Annotated in this window: 19 protein-coding genes; 6 read left to right on the top strand and 13 right to left on the bottom strand. The window is 69.9% G+C overall.

Annotated elements, in window-relative coordinates; all coding sequences use genetic code 11:
• The coding region (gene tig / locus VGD32_RS04050) for a trigger factor (protein ID WP_331030619.1) at nucleotides 1-957 on the bottom strand (957 nt) is incomplete at its 3' end.
• Between the two features lie 194 nt (nucleotides 958-1,151).
• On the opposite strand from tig, the gene VGD32_RS04045 reads away from it, so the two are divergent.
• Nucleotides 1,152-1,853: an MBL fold metallo-hydrolase gene (locus tag VGD32_RS04045; protein WP_331030618.1), complete on the top strand. Its 702-nt coding sequence runs from the start codon at nucleotides 1,152-1,154 to the stop codon at nucleotides 1,851-1,853.
• Here the strand turns inward: VGD32_RS04045 and VGD32_RS04040 are convergent.
• Nucleotides 1,850-2,140 (bottom strand): hypothetical protein, encoded by a 291-nt coding sequence (locus VGD32_RS04040; RefSeq protein ID WP_331030617.1) that lies wholly within the window; start codon nucleotides 2,138-2,140, stop codon nucleotides 1,850-1,852. The genes VGD32_RS04045 and VGD32_RS04040 overlap by 4 nt on opposite strands.
• 134 nt (nucleotides 2,141-2,274) lie before the next feature.
• Here VGD32_RS04040 and VGD32_RS04035 point away from each other — a divergent pair, with 134 nt between their 5' ends.
• Together VGD32_RS04035 and VGD32_RS04030 are read left to right on the top strand one after the other, a co-directional pair.
• Nucleotides 2,275-2,445, top strand: coding sequence for a hypothetical protein (locus VGD32_RS04035; protein ID WP_331030616.1), 171 nt, complete (start codon nucleotides 2,275-2,277; stop codon nucleotides 2,443-2,445).
• Nucleotides 2,446-2,560: 115 nt separating this feature from the next.
• Nucleotides 2,561-2,782, top strand: a complete 222-nt coding sequence (locus VGD32_RS04030; protein ID WP_331030615.1) for a general stress protein — start codon at nucleotides 2,561-2,563, stop codon at nucleotides 2,780-2,782.
• Nucleotides 2,783-2,842: 60 nt separating this feature from the next.
• Here VGD32_RS04030 and egtB read toward each other — a convergent pair whose 3' ends face one another.
• Complete coding sequence (gene egtB, locus VGD32_RS04025) at nucleotides 2,843-5,002, bottom strand: ergothioneine biosynthesis protein EgtB (protein WP_331030614.1); 2,160 nt, start codon at nucleotides 5,000-5,002, stop codon at nucleotides 2,843-2,845.
• Nucleotides 5,003-5,171: 169 nt separating this feature from the next.
• Here egtB and VGD32_RS04020 point away from each other — a divergent pair, with 169 nt between their 5' ends.
• On the top strand, nucleotides 5,172-5,756 hold the full coding sequence (locus VGD32_RS04020) for a sigma-70 family RNA polymerase sigma factor (RefSeq protein WP_331030613.1): 585 nt from the start codon (nucleotides 5,172-5,174) through the stop codon (nucleotides 5,754-5,756).
• Nucleotides 5,757-5,759: 3 nt separating this feature from the next.
• On the opposite strand, the gene VGD32_RS04015 is transcribed toward VGD32_RS04020, so the two are convergent.
• From VGD32_RS04015 to VGD32_RS03990, 6 genes are all read right to left on the bottom strand, one after another.
• Entirely contained in the window at nucleotides 5,760-5,915 is a 156-nt protein-coding gene (locus tag VGD32_RS04015; protein WP_331030612.1) for a hypothetical protein, read from the bottom strand.
• Nucleotides 5,916-5,987: 72 nt separating this feature from the next.
• Nucleotides 5,988-7,001: a threonine aldolase family protein gene (locus VGD32_RS04010; protein ID WP_331030611.1), complete on the bottom strand. Its 1,014-nt coding sequence runs from the start codon at nucleotides 6,999-7,001 to the stop codon at nucleotides 5,988-5,990.
• A gap of 3 nt (nucleotides 7,002-7,004) precedes the next feature.
• Nucleotides 7,005-7,982, bottom strand: coding sequence for a mechanosensitive ion channel family protein (locus tag VGD32_RS04005; RefSeq protein ID WP_331030610.1), 978 nt, complete (start codon nucleotides 7,980-7,982; stop codon nucleotides 7,005-7,007).
• Nucleotides 7,983-8,035: 53 nt separating this feature from the next.
• Nucleotides 8,036-9,745 carry a cisplatin damage response ATP-dependent DNA ligase gene (locus tag VGD32_RS04000; RefSeq protein WP_331030609.1) on the bottom strand — a complete coding sequence of 570 codons (1,710 nt, stop codon included), beginning with the start codon at nucleotides 9,743-9,745 and terminating at the stop codon, nucleotides 8,036-8,038.
• A 79-nt stretch (nucleotides 9,746-9,824) separates the two neighbouring features.
• Nucleotides 9,825-11,642, bottom strand: a complete 1,818-nt coding sequence (locus VGD32_RS03995; protein ID WP_331030608.1) for an ATP-binding protein — start codon at nucleotides 11,640-11,642, stop codon at nucleotides 9,825-9,827.
• A gap of 103 nt (nucleotides 11,643-11,745) precedes the next feature.
• Entirely contained in the window at nucleotides 11,746-12,048 is a 303-nt protein-coding gene (locus VGD32_RS03990; protein ID WP_331030620.1) for a BolA family protein, read from the bottom strand.
• A 45-nt stretch (nucleotides 12,049-12,093) separates the two neighbouring features.
• On the opposite strand from VGD32_RS03990, the gene VGD32_RS03985 reads away from it, so the two are divergent.
• Nucleotides 12,094-12,765, top strand: coding sequence for a J domain-containing protein (locus VGD32_RS03985; RefSeq protein WP_331030607.1), 672 nt, complete (start codon nucleotides 12,094-12,096; stop codon nucleotides 12,763-12,765).
• Between the two features lie 4 nt (nucleotides 12,766-12,769).
• Here the strand turns inward: VGD32_RS03985 and VGD32_RS03980 are convergent, their stop codons facing one another.
• From VGD32_RS03980 to VGD32_RS03965, 4 genes are read right to left on the bottom strand one after another with little or no spacing between them, the layout of a single operon-like run.
• Nucleotides 12,770-13,897: an ABC transporter permease gene (locus VGD32_RS03980; RefSeq protein WP_331030606.1), complete on the bottom strand. Its 1,128-nt coding sequence runs from the start codon at nucleotides 13,895-13,897 to the stop codon at nucleotides 12,770-12,772.
• A gap of 1 nt (nucleotide 13,898) precedes the next feature.
• Complete coding sequence (locus VGD32_RS03975) at nucleotides 13,899-14,849, bottom strand: ABC transporter ATP-binding protein (protein ID WP_331030605.1); 951 nt, start codon at nucleotides 14,847-14,849, stop codon at nucleotides 13,899-13,901.
• Nucleotides 14,846-15,835 carry an HlyD family secretion protein gene (locus VGD32_RS03970; protein WP_331030604.1) on the bottom strand — a complete coding sequence of 330 codons (990 nt, stop codon included), beginning with the start codon at nucleotides 15,833-15,835 and terminating at the stop codon, nucleotides 14,846-14,848. The genes VGD32_RS03975 and VGD32_RS03970 overlap by 4 nt, the downstream gene beginning before the upstream one ends.
• Nucleotides 15,832-16,458: a TetR/AcrR family transcriptional regulator gene (locus VGD32_RS03965; protein WP_331030603.1), complete on the bottom strand. Its 627-nt coding sequence runs from the start codon at nucleotides 16,456-16,458 to the stop codon at nucleotides 15,832-15,834. Before VGD32_RS03965 ends, VGD32_RS03970 begins: the two co-directional genes overlap by 4 nt.
• A gap of 124 nt (nucleotides 16,459-16,582) precedes the next feature.
• Here VGD32_RS03965 and VGD32_RS03960 point away from each other — a divergent pair.
• A partial coding sequence (locus VGD32_RS03960; RefSeq protein WP_331030602.1) for an AAA family ATPase occupies nucleotides 16,583-17,305 on the top strand: 723 nt, incomplete at its 3' end.

Raw genomic sequence — 17,305 nt, 5'->3', positions numbered from 1 at the left:
GCCGTCGAACTCGGCGTCGACCATCTTGGGCGGCAGCGGGAAGTCGTGGGCCTTGTCCAGCTCGTCGAGCAGGGCGCGCTTCAGCTTGAAGCGGGCGGCGCCCTTGTACTGCTGGTTCAGGTTGTCGCGCAGCAGCTCCTTGAGCTTGTCCAGCGACTCCAGACCGATGCGCTTGGCGAACTCGTCGTCGACCACGGCCGGGGCCTCGGCCTTGATGGCCTTGACCTTGACGTCGAAGGTCACGGCCTTGCCGGCCAGATGCTTGGCCTGGTAGTCCTCGGGGAAGGTCACGTTGAGGACCTTCTCCTCGCCGACCTTGGCGCCCTTCAGCTGCTCCTCGAAGCCCGGAATGAAGCGGCCCGAGCCGATCACCAGCTGGGCGTCCTCGGCGGCGCCGCCCTCGAAGGGTTCGCCGTCCAGCTTGCCCAGGAAGTCGATAGTGACCTCGTCACCCTCGGCGGCCTTGACGGTCTTGCCGGTCTTCTCCTCGTACGACTTGGCCTGGCCGGCCAGCTCGTTCAGCGCCTCGTCGAGGTCGGCGTCGGTGGCCTCGTAGGTCGGACGCTTCAGCTTCAGCGTCTTGACGTCGACCGGGGTGAAGTCCGGCATCACTTCCAGCGACATCTCGTAGGCGAGATCCTCGCCGCCGGTCAGGACCTTGTCCATGTCCGAGGTCAGCTTCATCTCGGCCGGGGCGGCGGGGCGCACCTTGGCCTCGTCCAGCGCCTTCTGGCTCGACTCGTTCAGGGCGTTGTTGACGATCTCGCCCATCAGGTCGCGGCCGAAGGTCTTCTTGACGTGCGAGGTCGGGACCTTGCCCGGACGGAAGCCCTTCAGCTTCATCTGCGGCGCGACTTCCTTGAGCTTCGCGTCCAGCTTCTGGTTCAGCTCGGCGGCCGGAATGGTCACCGCGATCACGCGGCTGAGGCCTTCGTTGGACTTTTCGACGACTTGCATGGTCGGGATTCTGACGCTCTGGGGCGGCGCCCTGCGGGCAGGCGCGGCGCGGTGTGGGTAAAGCAATAAGGGCCGCCCTTTCGAGGCGGCGCCTTTGAAGCCCGCCCTTATGTCGATGACGGGCTCAAAGGTCAACGTGAGACGCGGTCGGCGCGGCGGTTTCGGATCGGGCCGCGAGCCGCTATCTGGACCGGATGGACCAGTCCCCTCCCCCGATCGGCGTCGCCGTCTTCCCGGTCACCCCTCTGCGGCAGAACTGCACCCTCGTCTGGTGCCGCAAGACCCTGAAGGCGGCGATCATCGATCCCGGGGCCTCGGTGGACGCCCTCCTCGACATGGTGGCGAAGCAGGGCCTGACGCTGGAGGCCATCTGGATCACCCACGGCCACCTCGACCACGCCGGCGGCGCGGCCGAGCTGCAGGAGAAGACCGGCCTCGATATCATCGGTCCGCACCCGGACGATCAGTTCTGGATCGACGGCATCCCGCAGCAGGGCCAGATGTACGGCCTGCCCGGGGCGCGCAGCTTCACCCCGACCCGCTGGCTGGCCAACGGCGATGTGCTGACGCTCGGGGAGACGACGTGGGAAGTCTATCACTGCCCCGGCCACACCCCGGGCCATGTGATCTTCTTCAACCGCGAGGCCCGGTTCGCCCAGGTCGGCGACGTGCTGTTCCAGGGATCGATCGGCCGGACCGACTTCCCGCGCAGCGACCATGGCGCGCTGCTGCACGCCATCACCACCCGGCTGTGGCCGCTCGGGGACGACGTGACCTTCGTTCCCGGGCATGGGCCGACCTCGACCTTCGGGGCCGAGCGGCGGAACAATCCCTACGTCTCGGATCAGGCGATGCGCCGGGCGCCGATTCCGCGCCCGGCCAGCGGTCCGTCCTAGCGGGCGATCAGCATGCCGATGACGACGCCGAGGCCGAGGGCGTAGAGCGTCGCCTTGATCGGCTCGTCCTCGACGGCGCGGCGCAGCCGCTCGGCGCGGGCGCGGCTCCATTCGCGCGCGGCGAGGGCGTCCTCGCGCACGGCCTCGTGGATCGGCCTGGGACCGAAGGCCCGGGCCTCGCCTTCCGCCAGTATCGCATCCGCCTCCCGCTCCAGTCGGGCCGACTCGAGTTCGACCTCGTCTTCGATGTCCTCGGGCGAGGTCGGGCCGGTGTAGGTCTCGGTCATGGCGGGCTCCCTGGAGATGAGGTCGGCTGTTCAATCCGCGCGCGCCGCGCGGGTTCCGGCCCGCCGGAACGTCGCCGGGAACGTGATTGAACGGCCCGCCCGGCCGCGGCGTTGAACCCGTGAAGGAGGCCGCCATGACCTATATCGAACCGACCCCGCCGGGCACGCCCCAGCCCGACATCCCGCAACCAGACACGCCCCAGCCGGACATCGATCCGGGCTCGACGCCCGCCGAGGTGCCGCCTCTCGACCCGGGCGGCGGCGGCGAGGGCGACTCGCGGCCCTACGGCCAAGGCGCTGTCTGACGCCTCGCCAAACCCTCTGATTCGCTCGCGTTTCCGTGAGGACGGGGCCGGAACCGGACGGCGGCGCGGGGGTTCATTCAGGCAACCTCGACCGTCGGCGTGAAAGGACATTGCAATGGCAGTAGGTCAGCCCACACGAGCCTCAGGCGTCTCCAAGCGAGGCTTCGCCTCGATGGACCCGGAGCGACAGCGGGAGATCGCGCGCAAGGGCGGCGCCAGCGTGCCCAGCGAAAAGCGCAGCTTCTCGCAGGATCGCAGCCTGGCCGCCCAGGCCGGCCGCAAGGGCGGCGAGGCCTCGCACGGCTCGCGCACCAAGGAAGCCCGCCGCGCGGAATAGGGACCACGATCCCTTCGCAGGATCGACGGGCGGCGCCGGACCGGCGCCGCCCTTTGCGCATCAGGCTTCCAGCAGCGCCAGGGCCACCGACGGCTCGGGGCCGGCCTCGAACGCGGCCACCGTCCAGCCGGACGCCGCCGCCAGATCCCGGATCGAGGTCTCGGTGAATTTGCGCGAGTTCTCGGTGTGGATGGTTTCCCCCTCGCGGAACGCGATCACGCGGCCGTCGAGTTCGACCTCCATGTCGCGCGTCGCCTCCAGGTGCATCTCCATGCGCGACTCCGCGGCGTTCCACACCGCGCGGTGGACGAAGCTGTCGACGTCGAACCCCGCCTTCAGTTCGCGGTTGGCGCGGACCAGCAGGTTGCGGTTGAAGGCCGCCGTCACGCCCGCCGCATCGTCATAGGCCGCGATCAGGACCTCCGGCGACTTCACGAGGTCGACGCCGAGGATGAACAGAGCGCCCTCGCCGAGCTGGCGGCGAGCCGCACCCAGGAAGGCCTCGGCCTCCCCCTGCTCCAGGTTGCCGATCGTCGAACCGGGAAAGAAACCGACCCGCCGGCCGCGCCCGACGCCCTCGGGCAGCGCCGCGAGGTGCAGGAAGTCGCCGACCAGCGGCGCGACCTTGAGGGCCGGATAGCTCGCGGCGATGCGCCGGGCCGCGGCGTTCAGGGCGTCGGCGCTGATGTCGATGGGCACATAGGCCGCGAGGCCGGGCGCGGCGTCCAGCACGATGCGGGTCTTCTCGCTGGCCCCCGATCCGAACTCGACCAGGGTGGCGTCGGCGCCGAACCGGGCCGCCCACGCCGGGGCGACCTCGCGCAGCAGCGCCGCCTCCTGCCGGGTCGGATAGTATTCCGGCAGCCGGGTGATCTCCTCGAACAGGCGCGATCCCTCGGCGTCATAGAACCACTTCGGCGACGCGGTCTTCGGCGAACGGCCGAGGCCGGCGATCAGATCGCGGCGGAAGCGCGCGGTCTCCCCGTCCTTGTTCGCGCGCGTGGGCGGCGGCGGCAGGTCCTCGGCCAGTCTCAGTCCCATGAACGCCCACCTCTGATGCGGATAGAAGAAGTTCCGATAGCTGGCCCGCCCATGCCCCTGCGGCGTCGCCCACGATGACCCGCGCAGCACCATCTGATTGGCCATGAACTTGCCGTTGTACTCAGACGCGGTTCCTTCGGTCGGCCTGAACCCCCGATATGGGGCGTAACTGCTCGACGTCCACTGCCAGACCTCGCCAAAGGCGTTCGAGAACAGTTCGGGACGGCAGCGGACGGCGTGCTCCCACTCCGCCTCGGTCGGAAGGCGCCGCCCCCGCCAGCGGGCGTAGGCCTCGGCCTCGTAGAAGCTGACGTGCCGCACCGGCGCGCCGCGATCGACCGCGCGCCGACCGGCCAGCGTCATGGTGGACCAGTCTCCGTCGTCGCGTCGCCAGTACAGCGGCGCCGTCCAGCCCTCGGCCTTCACCGTCGCCCAGCCGTCGGAGAGCCAAAGCTCCGGACGGTCGTAGCCGCCGTCCTCGATGAAGGCGATCCAGTCGGCGTTGCTGACCAGATCGTGATCCAGACCGTAGGGCTCCAGCCACTGGCGATGGGCCGGGCCCTCGTTGTCGAAGGCGAAGCCTCCGCCGTCGTGCCCGATCCGGACCAGGCCGCCCTCGAACCGGGTCATGCCGCCCCGGGATGCTTGCGCCGGCAGGGTCCGGGGCTCCTCGTCATAGGCGGCCGGGTCCAGCGGGGACCGGGACATCAGGTTGAGCAGATCCATCAGGAACAGCTCCTGATGCTGCTGATCGTGGTGCAGGCCGAGGGTGAACAGATAGGTTTGCCGGGCGTCGGGCGCGCCGCGCTCCAGCCACGCCTCCATGCGGCGGTCGACTTCGCGCCGGTAGGCCAGCACCTCGTTCAGCGACGGCCGCGTCATCAGCCCGCGCTCACGCCGCTCCACCCGTTCTCCCAGCGCCTCGTAATAGCTGTTGAACAGCGTCTGGAACCGGGGATCGACCGGCCGGTAGCCGGGCTCCTCGCCCAGGATCAGGGCCTCGAAGAACCAGCTGGTATGAGCCAGGTGCCACTTGCCGGGACTGCAGTCCGGCATCGACTGGGCGGCAAGGTCCTCGGGGCTCAACCCCCAGGCCAGGGCCGGCATGGCCGAGCGCACGCGGCGGAATTGCTCCAGCATGACGCCCGACGACGCCGAGGCTCTGATGGTTGCGCTCATGCCCTGGCCCTGCTCCGTCGACGCCCGCGGTTGAGGACAACGGGCGATGATCCCCTTTTGTTCCACGCAGAAGGAAAGGTGTCCAGCGGAACGGTCCAGCCGAGCGGGCGTTGAAATCGCACGTCCCTGATTTTGCGGTGACATTCCGTCTATCGAGAGCTTTGTCAGCATGTCGCTGCCCAGCGCGCCTATCGAGGCTCACGACTCCGGAGACGATCCCGGTCACGACTCTGGCTCCGGCGCCCCCGGCGGCATCGTCGATCGCACCAGCTGGCGCGAGGCCGTCACCGCCCGCATCCCCTCCCTGCGCGCCTTCGCCTGGTCGCTGTCGCGCAACGGCGCCGACGCCGACGACCTGGTGCAGGAGACCCTGACCAAGGCCTGGACCTATCGCGACCGGTTCGAGCCCGGCACCAATCTCCGGGCATGGCTTTTCACCATCCTGCGGAACTCCTGGTACTCGTCGGTGGCCAAGCGCAGCCGCGAGGTCGCCGACGAGGACGGCCACCACGCCGCCCGGCTGACGGCCGAGGGGAGTCAGGAATGGACGGTGGAACTGAGCGCGCTGAAGACCGCCCTCGACGACCTGCCCCCCGAGCATCGCGAGGCCATCGTCATGGTCGGCGCCGCCGGCCTGTCCTACGAGGAAGCGGCCGAGATCGCCGGATGCGCCCTCGGCACGATCAAGAGCCGCGTCAACCGCGCCCGCAACCGCCTCGCCGAGGCGATGGACATGCCGCGCGGCGACGCCTGAGAGTCACGCCGGCTCTTCGGGTTCCTCAGGATCGACGGTCAGGCGGTCGACGTGGTCCGTGATCGCGTCGGGCACGGGTGCGGCTTCGATGGTCCTGAAAGCGTCGCGCAAGGCCCGGTCCACTGGCGGCATGGCCTGATCTTTCACAGGCTTCGCCATGCGCCGCTCCCCTCATCCGCGGCGCATCGAAGCTGATCACGGTAAAGTCGGATTCCCGACACTTCGCGGGTATCAGAGGCGGCGGATCGCGTCCAGCAGGTCGTCCACCGCCCCGGCGGTCGTGGCCCACGAGCAGACGAAGCGGACCGAGCCGTCGTCGAACCGGTAGCAGGCCCAGCCGAGGTCATTGAGCCGTCGATGCGCGTCCGGCGGCATGCGGACGAACACCGCGTTGGCCTCGACCGGATGGGCCAGGGCGAAGGCCGAGCCGGCGAGAATCCCGTCCGCCAGCCGCTGCGCCATCAGATTGGCGTGGGCGGCGCCGTCCTCCCAGGCGTTGCTCTCCAGCAGGCCGAGGAACGGGGCGGCCAGGAAGCGCGCCTTCGACGCGGTCTGGCCGGCCTGTTTCAGGCGGTTGTCGATGCGGCGGGCCAGCGACTTGTCGAACATGACGATGGCCTCGGTGCAGTTGGCCCCGGCCTTCGCACCGCCGAACACCAGCACGTCCACCCCCAGCCGGGCGATCTGGGTCAGGTCGAAGCCGGCCGCCGCCGCATTGGCCAGCCGCGCCCCGTCCAGATGCACGCCGCAGCCCTTCAGCTTCACCGGCTCGATCAGGTGGCGCAGCTCCTCCTCGGCGTAGACCGTGCCGTATTCGGTCGACTGGGTCAGGCTCAGGGCCGCCGGCGGCTGGCGGTGACCGACCTCCGGTTCCTCCAGGGCGGCGTTCAGAGCTACGGGGTCGATCTTGCCGGAAAATCCCGGCAGGCCGATCAGGCCGACGCCGGAGCCGAAGAAGCCGGGCGCGCCCGTCTCGTCGGTGCAGACGTGGGCGGCATGATGGGCCAGCACCGCCTCGTGCGGCCACGCCAGCATCGACAGGGCGATGGCGTTGGCCGCCGTGCCCGAGAAGACGAAGCGGATGTCGGCGTCGGCGTCCAGGCGGCGCCGGATCTGGTCGGCGGCCCGGGCGGTGACCTCGTCGGCCCCATAGGCCCGGGCATAGCCTTCATTGGCGTCCACCAGCGCCTGGAGAGCGGCGGGGGCCATGCCGGCGGTGTTGTCCGATCCGAAGTCGTAACGCATGGCTCAGCCCTGTTCCCCGTCCGAAGTCCGTTCCGTCCCGTCGTCCCCAGCGTCCGGCCCGTGTTCCTCGACCGTGCGCACCGCGACCAGCGGCATGACGGTCTCGTCGCCATAGGGGACGGCGACCTGGTGAGGAAAAGGAATTTCGATGCCGGCGGCGTCCAGCGCCTCCTTTCCGCCCTGCATCAGATCCGCCCGCACCTGCCACCAGTCGTCGGACTTGACCCAGGCGTGCAGGGTGACCTGCACCGCGCTGTCCAGCAGACCGGTCACGCCGGTCCAGGGCGCCGGATCGGGCAGGACCTTCTCATGATCCCCGGCGACCTTCACCAGCACCGCGCGGGTCTGGTTCAGATCCTCGCCGTAGCCGACGGTGAAATTGATCTCGATCCGCCGCGTCCGCTGGCCTGACAGGTTCAGGATAACGTCGTTCAGCACCTTCGAATTGGGCACCACGATCTTGTGGTTGTCGGCGTTCGACATCTGGGTGGTGAACAGATCCAGCCGCTGCACCGTGCCGCTGACGCCGCCGATGTCGATGACATGGCCCACCTTGTAGGGCCGCAGGACCAGCAGCAGCACCCCGGCCGCGACGTTCGACAACGTGCCCTGCAAGGCCAGGCCGACCGCCAGCGAGGCCGCCCCCAGAACCGCGATGATCGAGGTGGTCTGGACCCCCAGCCGTTGCAGCACGGCGATGAAGCCGATGATGTAGACCACCACCCGCACCACCTGCACGACGAAGCTGAGCACCGTCGGGTCGTGCCGGAAGCCGCGCACCTTCGACAGGGCGCGCCGGGTGATCCGCGACGCCCATTTCGCGCCGATCACCGTCGCCATGAGGATGACCGAGGCGATCGTCAGATTGACCGCCAGGTCCCCGGCCATGTCCGTGACCTTGGCCAGCACGGCCGCATCGAGGGTCATCGCCCGCTGGCCCGCGGCCACGGCGTCGTTCAGCGAAGTCGGAAGCGCAACCATGAGCCGGGTCTAACGTCCCCGCCCTGATTTGGAAGCCCGCGATGCGGGATTCTTCATGTCCGGGCGGTCCCGACCCGACCGCCGCCGCTCTCCAGCGCGTCCAGCAGGTCCATGACGTCGTCGAGGGTGTTGGCCTCGCGCGCCGGCTTGTCCCAGCGGATGCGGCTGACCCGCGGGAAGCGCATGGCCACGCCGGACTTGTGCCGCGTCGACCGGTTCAACCCCTCGAAGGCGATCTCCAGCACCAGGCCGAAGTCCCGCCCGGCCCGGACCGACCGCACCGGCCCGAAACGCTCCACCGTGTGATCGCGGACGAACTTGTCGAGCTGCTTCAGCTCCTCGTCGGTGAAGCCGAAATAGGCCTTGCCGACGGGGGTCAACGCCCCCTCGTCGGTCCAGACGCCGAAGGTGTAGTCGGAGTAGAAGCTCGACCGCTTGCCGTGCCCACGCTGGGCGTACATCAGCACGACGTCGATGACGTGCGGATCGCGCTTCCACTTGAACCACGGCCCCTTGGGCCGGCCCGCGACATAGGGGCTGTCCCAGCGCTTCAGCATCAGCCCCTCGGCCGCCGCCCCTACGGGAGGATCGGCGCGGAGCACGGCCAGTTCGTCCCAGCCCGCATACGGGACGACCGGCGACAGATGCAGCCGGTCCCCCTCGTGGCCGGCCAGGAGGGTTTCCAGCCGCGCCCGCCGCTCGCGCAGGGGCAGCGGCCGCAGATCCTCCCCATGCTCCGCCAGCAGATCGTAGGCGACGATCGCCGCCGGGAAGGCCGCCGTCATCTTCGCGTCGACCGTCTTGCGGTTCAGCCGCTGCTGCAGGTCGCCGAAGGGCGCCACCCCGCCCTTCCCGCCATCGTCCGCGCGCCAGACCACCAGTTCGCCGTCGACCGCGCCCTCGAAGGCGAGCCCCGTCATCACGTCGGGAAAGGCGCCCGATATCTCGTCGCCGGTTCGCGAATACAGCCGGGCCGTTCCGCCCTCCCGCACCGCCTGCACCCGGATGCCGTCCCACTTCCATTCCGCGGCGTAGTCGGCGGGATCGAGGCGGGCGAAGTCGACCGCCTCGTCGAGGGCCACCGCCAGCATCACCGGCCGGAAACGCCCCGGCGCGTCGCCGCTGGGCTTGTCGGCGCGCCCTTCCAGCCACGCGAACAGGTCGGCGTAGGGCGGCGCCAGCGCGTGCCAGATCTCCTCGATGTCGGAGGCGTCCACCGGCTCCAGCGCCCGCGCCGTCTCGCCGCCCTCCGGGTCTGGCGGCTCGCTGACCGCCTCCGGCCGCATCATGGCCGCCGCGGTCTTGGCCAGCCGCGCCGACAGGCCGACGCGGAGGGCGCCGGTCATCAATTTCAGCAGCGCCCAGCGGCCCTTCGGCTCGAGCGCGTCCAGCCAGCCTTCGAGCAATCCGGCCACTTCGCCGCGGCTGGCGGTGCGCAGCGCCTCCACGACCTCGCCGAGTTCCGGTTCGCGATTGGCCCGATGGTCGGGATTCCGCGGCCAGATCAGGGCCACCGTCTCGGCCAGGTCGCCGACATAGTCATGGGACCAGCCGAACAGGACCGGGTCGACCCGCCCCTCCACGGCCTTGCGGATCATCGCCGGCTTGGCCGCATCGAAGGCGAGGTCTCCGGTCAGCGAAGCCAGGGCCCAGCCCCGGTCGGGATCCGGCGTGGTCCTCAGATAGTCCCGCAACAGCACCAGCTTCGCGTTGCGCGAGGCCGTCAGCGACAGGCGGTCCAGCAGTTCGGCGAAGGCGCGCATCGCGCCTTCAAACGCGAAAACACCCCGGAAGTCTCCCCCGGGGGCGCCGCATTGAGGAAACCGGAGCCGCCGGTGAGGATCAGGCCGCCTCGGCCTTTTCCTCGGCCTCGACGAGCGACCGCAGGGCGGCCCGGCCGCCGCCGACCTGGTTCATCACCTGGGCGAGGGCGGCGAAATCGATCGGCTTGTTCAGATAGGCGTCGGCCCCCGCCTCAAGCCCCGCTTCGTGGTCCTCGGTGCGGGCGGAGGCGGACAGGACCACGATCGGCGTGTCTGCGTTGGCGCCGTTTCCGGCCCGGATGCCGCGCGTGGCCGTCAGCCCGTCCATGACCGGCATGTTGACGTCCATGACGATCAGGTCGAAGCGCTGGCCGGCAGCCATTTCGAGAGCGATCTGGCCGTTCTCGGCCGTCGACGATGTGTGTCCCGCCGAGCTCATCCAGGCCTCGAGGATCATGCGGTTGACCGGATGGTCCTCGACCACCAGCACGTTGAGCGAGCGGCCGTCCTCGACCGCGGCCGCGATCGGGGCCGCGGCCTCCTCGCGGGTCCATTCGACCACCTCGGCCTCGACGCTGAAGGTGAAGGTCGAGCCTTCGCCGAGCGTGGACACCACCGAGATATCGCCGCCCATGATGTTGGCCATGCGCCGCGAGATGGTCAGCCCCAGCCCCGTGCCGCCGAAACGGCGCGTCGACGAGGCGTCCACCTGGGTGAACGGCTGGAACAGGCGCGCCAGGTCTTCGGGCGAGATGCCGGCGCCGGAATCCCGGACGGCGAAGTCGAAGCGGACCCGGTCGTCGCCGATCCTCTCCGACCGGACCGTGTAGGTGACCTCGCCGGCGTCGGTGAATTTCACGGCATTGGACAGCAGGTTGTGAATGACCTGGCAGACGCGCAGCGGATCGCCGCGCACCACCGCCGGGGTTTCGCCCTCGAAATGGGCGGCGAAGGTCAGGCCCTTGGCCTCGGCCTGGGCCTGGAACGGGCCGGTGACGCGCTTGTGCAGTTCCTCGACGGTCACGTCGACCATCTCGAACGTCATCTTGCCGGCCTCGATCTTGGTCATGTCGAGGATGTCGTTCAGCAGGCTCAGCAGGTTGTCGCCCGAGTTGCGGATGATCGACAGATATTCGCGCTGGGTCGGCTCCAGCCGGGTCGCGCCCAGCAGCTGGGCCGCGCCGAGCACGCCGTTCATCGGCGTACGCAGCTCGTGCGAGATGACGCCCAGGAAGCTGGACTTGGCCTCGCTGGCCGCATTGGCGCGGTCGCGGGCGGACTCCAGCTCCTCGATCAGATGGGCCTGGTGCTCCTGGAAGGCGCGGATCCGCTCTTCGCGCAGCATGGTCATCAGCACCAGCACCACCAGGCCGGCGGCCGTGAAGGGCACCACGCCCATGAAGGCCCAGAACAGATCGGTGCCCCACAGCGAGCCGGCGATCACCGCCGCGGCCACGCTATACGGCGAGGAGATCACCACGGCCTGTTTCGGCGAGCTTCGCAGCTGGGCGAACACCAGCACATAGCCGGACACCAGCAGGGTCATCGCCAGCGGCTGGCCGAACGGATGGCCCGAGAACCACGCCATCAGGGGCGCGGTCGCCCAGGCGGCGGTGGTTCCGGTGGCCACGGCCGGGAAGATCAGCCCCCAGCCCGCCCCGACGCGCTGACTGATGCGCTTCTCCACCGCCCCGCGAAGGGCGCCGGCGGCGATCGTGCCGAAGACCCACATGACCGAGGCGACGGGGCCGACCACAGCCAGCAGGCCGACGGCCCAGCTGGAGATGATCAGATAGCGCAGATACTGGGTCTGCAGGATGGCGCGCAGAGCCTGGGCCGCTTCGCCGGAACCCGGTTCACCGTTCGCCGGCTTGCTGATTCCGTCGGATTCGACCATTGCGCGCCCCAGCTCCCGAACATTCCCGCGGCGAACGCTATGGCCAACCTTCTAAGACGAGGTGAACGATGAAATTCTCGTAACAACCGTCCGCTGAACGCGATCAGGCCGCGCCCGCCTCCTCCGGCGTCAGGGCCCGGATCGACAGGGCGTGCACCGGCCCCGCCAGTTCCTCGCGCAGCAGATCGTTCACCGCCCGCTGGCGTTGCACCCGCCCCTGGCCTTCGAAGGCGGCCGACACCACCGTCAGATTGAAATGGCTCTCGCCGCCGGCCCGGCCGTCGACGCCGCCCTCGTGGTGATGACCGGCGTGACGCCCGCTGTCGTCCTCGATCTCCAGACGGACCGGCGACAGCCCCGCCGTGAGTTTTTCGCGAATAATCGTCGCGATCGGGCCTTCCGGCATGCGCTTGTCCTTGTTGGTGACCAATTCGACCCTACACTTCGTGCGATGTCATCCGCCTTTCAATACAAGCCGCGCTTCAAGGACATGCGGGTCAAGCCGCCCCGCCCCGAAGAGGAGGCGGCCGAGGCCGACGTGCTGCACGTCAAGCCGGGCGAGAAGCCGTGCCAGTGGCCGGACTGCCGCCAGGCCGCGACGGCGCGCGCCCCCAAGTCGCGCGAGCGCCTCAACGACTTCTACGACTTCTGCCAGCGCCACGCCGGCGAGTACAACAAGGGCTGGAACTTCTACGCCGGCATGACCGAGGGCGAGGTCCGCGCCGCCCAGGAGAACGAGGCCATGACCGGCGGCCGCCCGACCTGGGAGATGAAGGCCGGCAAATTCACCCGCGAAGCCGCCGCCTTCGCCTCGAAGTTCGGCACGGCCAACACCCAGGGCGCCGGCAGCTGGCGCGACAGCTTCGGCCTGTTCGGCCGCCGCACCCGCGAGCAGGCCGGGCCGGACGGTCAGGACGACCTGCGCCTGGGCAAGCTGGAGCGCGCCGCGCTGGCCGACCTCGACCTCGACGTCCGCACCGACAAGAAGGCGATCAAGGCCCGCTATCACGAGCTGCTGAAACGCTTCCACCCCGACCTGAACAAGGGCGACCGCGGCGCCGAGGCCAAGCTCCAGAACGTCATCAAGGCCTACAAGACCCTGAAGAAGGCCGGCCTGGCCTGACCGCCTAGTCCAGCGTGGTGCGGTAGCGCAGCATCGCCAGCGTGCCGACCGCCAGCACGAACAGGCCGAGGGCGAACAGGCTCGGTCCGGCGTTCTCCAGCCCGACCCCCTTCAGCAGCGACCCCCGCACCACCCGCAGGAAGTGGGTCACCGGGATCATCGTGCCGATCGCCTGGGCCCAGTCCGGCATGCCCCGGAACGGGAACATGAAGCCCGACAGCAGGATCGACGGCAGCATGTAGAAGAAGCTCATCTGCATCGCCTGCAGCTGGGTCTTCGCCGCCGTCGAGATCAGGAAGCCCAGCGACAGCGAGCCGACGATGAAAAGCATCAGACCGGCGATCAGCGCGCCCCAGCCGCCGCTCATCGGCACGTCGAACAGCACCCGCGCCATCACCAGGATCACCGCCGCCTGCAGCACCCCGACCAGCACATAGGGCGCCAGCTTGCCGACCATGACCTCCAGCGGCCGCACCGGCGTCGACAACAGGCTCTCCATCGTGCCCCGCTCGCGCTCGCGCGCCATGCCCAGCGAGGTCATCATCACCAGCGTCATCGACAGGATCACGCCCAGCAGGCCGGGCACGATGTTGTAGGCGGTGATGGCCTCGGGATTGTAGCGCCGGTGCACCACCACCTCGAACGGCGCCGCGCCGGGCGCCCGGGCGGCCAGCGGCCCGGTCAGGTCCCGGTTCAGCGCCTGCGTCGGCAGACTGGCCAGGGCCGCCACGGCGCCGCTGGTGGCCGAGGGATCGGTGGCGTCAGCCTCCACCAGGATCTGCGCCGCGTCGCCGCGCACGACCCGCCGGGTGAAATCGGCCGGGATGATCACCGCGAACTGCGCCTCGCCCCGCTCCAGCGCCCGGTCCAGCTCCGACTGGCTGCGCGCCTGCAGCACGATGTCGAAATAGCCGCTGTTGTTCATCGCCGTCAGGATCGAGCGCGAGAAGCCGCCGTTGTCCTGCACCAGCACCGCTGTCGGCAAATGCCGCGGATCGTCGTTGATGGCATAGCCGAACAGCAGCAGCTGCACGATCGGCAGCGCCAGGATCATGGCGTAGGTCAGCCGGTCGCGCGTCAGCTGCACGAACTCCTTGGCCATCACGGCCCACGTCCGGGTCAGCGACAGCATCTCAGGCCGCCCTTTCCGGCGTCCTGGCCTTGCTGGCCTCGATGTCGTGGATCAGCTGGATGAAGACGTCCTCCAGCGTCGGCCGCGTCTCGGTCCAGACCAGCGGGGGCTTGCGGTACGGCCGGATCGCCGCCTCCAGCGCCGTCCGGTCGCGTCCCGAGACGTGCAGCACGGTCCCGAAGGGCGCCGCCATCTCCACGCCCGGCTTGCCGCGCAGTTCGCGCGCCAGCCGGTCGGCGCCCGGCCCCTCGGCGTGGAAGGTCGCCAAACCCGACGCCGCGATCACCGCGTCCGCCGTACCGCGCGCCAGCGTCCGCCCGCCGGCGATATAGGCGATCTCGTGACAGCGCTCGGCCTCGTCCATGTAGTGGGTCGAGACCAGCACCGTCATGCCGTCCGCCGCCAGGGCGTGGATCTCGTCCCAGAAGGTGCGCCGCGCCTCCGGATCGACCCCCGCCGTCGGCTCGTCCAGCAGCAGCAGGTCGGGCCCGTGCAGGGTCGCCGCCGCCAGCGCCAGCCGCTGCTTCCACCCGCCGGACAGGTTTCCCGCCAGTTGCGCCCGCCGCGCCGTCAGGCCCAGCCGGTCCAGCGCCGCCTGCACCCGCTCGCGCCGCCGGTCCAGCTCATGCACCCGCGCCGTGAACATCAGGTTCTGCTCGATCGACAGGTCTTCGTAGAGCGAGAATTTCTGCGTCATATAGCCGACGCGCCGCTTGATCGCCTGCGACTGGCGCATGACGTCGTAGCCCAGCACGGTTCCCTCGCCGCTGTCCGGCGTCAGCAGGCCGCACAGCATCCGCAGCGTGGTCGTCTTGCCCGCTCCGTTCGGCCCCAGGAAACCGCAGATGCGGCCCCGCTCGACAGTGATGCCGAAGTCCCTGACCGCATGCAGCGACCCGAACGACTTGTTCAGCCCCCGCACGTCGATGACCGGCCCGGCGGGCGAACTCACTCGCCCGCTCCCAGCGGCGTCACATCCACCGGCAGCCCCGGGTTCAGCGTCGCGGCGCCGTCCGGCCGCGCCTCCACCCGATAGACCAGCCGGTCGCGGCTGCCCCGGCTGTAGAGCACCGGCGGGGTGAACTCCGGCCGCGGACTGACCCAGCTGATGCGCGCCCGGCCCACCGCCGCGCAGCCGTCGCAGCGGAAGCTCACCGTCCTGCCCGGCCGGTAGCGCGCCATCTCCGCCTCGGGCACGAAGAACACCAGCTTGACCTCGCTGTCGGGCAGCAGGGCCAGCACCGGCGTATTGGCCGGGGCCCATTCGCCGGGCCGGTAGAACACCTCCTCGACCCGCGCCGCCGCCGGCGCCGCGGGCGACAGCTGGCCCAGCCGCGCCTGCGCCTCGCTCAGCCCGCCTGCGGCCTGCCGCGCCTGCTGCTCCGCCTGCGCGATCGCATCCACGCGGGCGCCCAGGGTGGCGGCCTCGCGCCGCCGGCGCACCGCCGCCGTCTGCGCCCGCGCCGCGTCGCGCGCCGCCCTTGCCTGATCCAGACGCGCCGGGGCGTAGATGCCGCGTCGCACCAGCGGTTCGATGCGGGCATAGTCCGCCTCGGCGACCCGCTCGCTGGCCTGCGCCGCCGCCAGTTCGGCGTCGAACACCGACAACTCCTCGGCCCGCTGGCCCTTACGGAGATCGTCGGCCCTCGCCTCGGCCGCGCCCACCGCCGCCGCCGCGCTGTCGGCCTGGGCCCGTTGCACCTGCGGATCGATCAGGAAGGTGCGGCCGCCCGCCGCCACCCGCTGGCCCTCGCGCACGTACAGCGCCGCCACCGAGCCTGAGACCGGCGCCGCCAGATAGACCCGCTCGCCCTCGATATAGCCGGTCAGGGTGCGCGCCTCGCCGCCGCGCAGGAAGAAGAACCAGGCCAGCAGGGCGAGGATCGCGATCGCCCCGACCGCCAGCACGGGGCGCAGGCTCAGCTTCGGACGCTTCATGGCCTCATCCCCCTCAGGACCGTGTCCAGATGCTGGTCGGCCAGCGCCGGCACGTCGATCGCCGGCGCTCCGACCGGTTCGAAGGTCTCGCGCCAAACCATCGACAGCACCATCGGCCCCATCAGGCCGAAGGCGAACAGCCGCGGGTCGCCCGCCCTCACCTCGCCACGCGCCTGCGCCGCCGCGATCAGCCCGCTCATCAGCTGCACGCCGGGCTCGACCACCGTCTCATGCCAGATGGCCGCCAGTTCGGGATGATTGCGGCTCTCGGCGATGACCAGCTTGACCACCCCGGTGATCCGCCGGTCGACGGCCACCGTGCGGGCCATCATGCCCAGCCCCATCCGCGCCGCCTGTTCGAACGGGACCGGCGCCGAGGCCAGGCCCTTCACCTTCTCGATGTTGGGCGAGATGGCGTCGGTGACCACCGCCCGGAACAGGTCGGCCTTGGTCTCGAAATACAGGTACAGCGCGCCCTTCGACACGCCCGCCCGCTTCGCCACCTCCTCCAGCCGCGCCGCCTGGAAGCCGCGCTCGGCGAACACCTCCAGCGCCGCCGACAGGATTTCGGCCGGGCGGTCGGCGGGGCGTCGGCGGAATTTGGGCTCGCCTGCGGGCAGCATCGGAAATCTTTCTAACTGACCGGTCAGTTATTACGCTCGTGAAGCGCGGCTGTAAAGCGCCGATATTTCACCCGCGCACCCGCGTCCGCTGGACCCCGCCCCGCTGGGATTCTAAGGGAGGCCCATGACCTCCCCGCTCGACGCCACCCCCGACGCCCTCCTGACCATGGAGCCGCACCGCCGCGCCACCGTGCGCGAGGTGTTCGGCATCGACTCGGACATGACCGTGCCGATGTTCGACGAGCGCGACAGCCACGTGCCCGACATCGACGACGCCTACCGCTTCGACCCCCAGACCACCCTGGCCATCTGCGCCGGCTTCGCCTTCGACCGCCGCGTCATGGTCCAGGGCTATCACGGCACCGGCAAGTCGACCCACATCGAACAGGTCGCCGCCCGCCTCAACTGGCCCATGGTCCGCGTCAACCTCGACGCCCACGTCAGCCGCATCGACCTGGTCGGCAAGGACGCCATCGTCCTCAAGGACGGCAAACAGGTCACCGAATTCCGCGAGGGCATGCTGCCCTGGGCCATCCAGCGCCCCATCGCCCTCGTCTTCGATGAGTACGACGCCGGCCGCCCCGACGTGATGTTCGTCATCCAGCGCGTGCTCGAGGCCCAGGGCCGCCTGACCCTGCTCGACCAGAACCGCGTCATCCGCCCGAACAAATTCTTCCGCCTGTTCGCCACGACGAACACCATCGGCCTTGGCGACACCTCGGGCCTCTATCACGGCACCCAGCAGATCAATCAGGGCCAGATGGACCGCTGGAACATCGTCACCACGCTCAACTACCTCGACCACGACGTCGAGGCCGAGATCGTCGCCGCCAAGGTGCCCGAGTGG

Origin of the sequence: Brevundimonas sp. (assembly GCF_036402095.1) — a bacterium.
Classification (GTDB): Bacteria; Pseudomonadota; Alphaproteobacteria; order Caulobacterales; family Caulobacteraceae; genus Brevundimonas.
Note: the sequence above shows the minus strand (reverse complement) of the source record. Positions and strands in the feature narration are given on the sequence as shown.

Bases quoted from the DNA above. Each gene is read 5' to 3' on its own strand.
- VGD32_RS03970 (WP_331030604.1), bottom strand. From the start codon at position 15,835: ATGAAGCGTCCGAAGCTGAGCCTGCGCCCCGTGCTGGCGGTCGGGGCG.
- VGD32_RS04030 (WP_331030615.1), top strand. From the start codon at position 2,561: ATGGCAGTAGGTCAGCCCACACGAGCCTCAGGCGTCTCCAAGCGAGGC.
- VGD32_RS03980 (WP_331030606.1), bottom strand. From the start codon at position 13,897: ATGCTGTCGCTGACCCGGACGTGGGCCGTGATGGCCAAGGAGTTCGTG.
- VGD32_RS03965 (WP_331030603.1), bottom strand. From the start codon at position 16,458: ATGCTGCCCGCAGGCGAGCCCAAATTCCGCCGACGCCCCGCCGACCGC.
- VGD32_RS04010 (WP_331030611.1), bottom strand. From the start codon at position 7,001: ATGCGTTACGACTTCGGATCGGACAACACCGCCGGCATGGCCCCCGCC.
- VGD32_RS03985 (WP_331030607.1), top strand. From the start codon at position 12,094: ATGTCATCCGCCTTTCAATACAAGCCGCGCTTCAAGGACATGCGGGTC.
- VGD32_RS04035 (WP_331030616.1), top strand. From the start codon at position 2,275: ATGACCTATATCGAACCGACCCCGCCGGGCACGCCCCAGCCCGACATC.
- VGD32_RS04015 (WP_331030612.1), bottom strand. From the start codon at position 5,915: ATGGCGAAGCCTGTGAAAGATCAGGCCATGCCGCCAGTGGACCGGGCC.
- VGD32_RS03995 (WP_331030608.1), bottom strand. From the start codon at position 11,642: ATGGTCGAATCCGACGGAATCAGCAAGCCGGCGAACGGTGAACCGGGT.
- VGD32_RS04000 (WP_331030609.1), bottom strand. From the start codon at position 9,745: ATGCGCGCCTTCGCCGAACTGCTGGACCGCCTGTCGCTGACGGCCTCG.
- VGD32_RS04040 (WP_331030617.1), bottom strand. From the start codon at position 2,140: ATGACCGAGACCTACACCGGCCCGACCTCGCCCGAGGACATCGAAGAC.
- egtB (WP_331030614.1), bottom strand. From the start codon at position 5,002: ATGAGCGCAACCATCAGAGCCTCGGCGTCGTCGGGCGTCATGCTGGAG.
- VGD32_RS04045 (WP_331030618.1), top strand. From the start codon at position 1,152: ATGGACCAGTCCCCTCCCCCGATCGGCGTCGCCGTCTTCCCGGTCACC.
- VGD32_RS04020 (WP_331030613.1), top strand. From the start codon at position 5,172: ATGTCGCTGCCCAGCGCGCCTATCGAGGCTCACGACTCCGGAGACGAT.
- VGD32_RS04005 (WP_331030610.1), bottom strand. From the start codon at position 7,982: ATGGTTGCGCTTCCGACTTCGCTGAACGACGCCGTGGCCGCGGGCCAG.
- VGD32_RS03990 (WP_331030620.1), bottom strand. From the start codon at position 12,048: ATGCCGGAAGGCCCGATCGCGACGATTATTCGCGAAAAACTCACGGCG.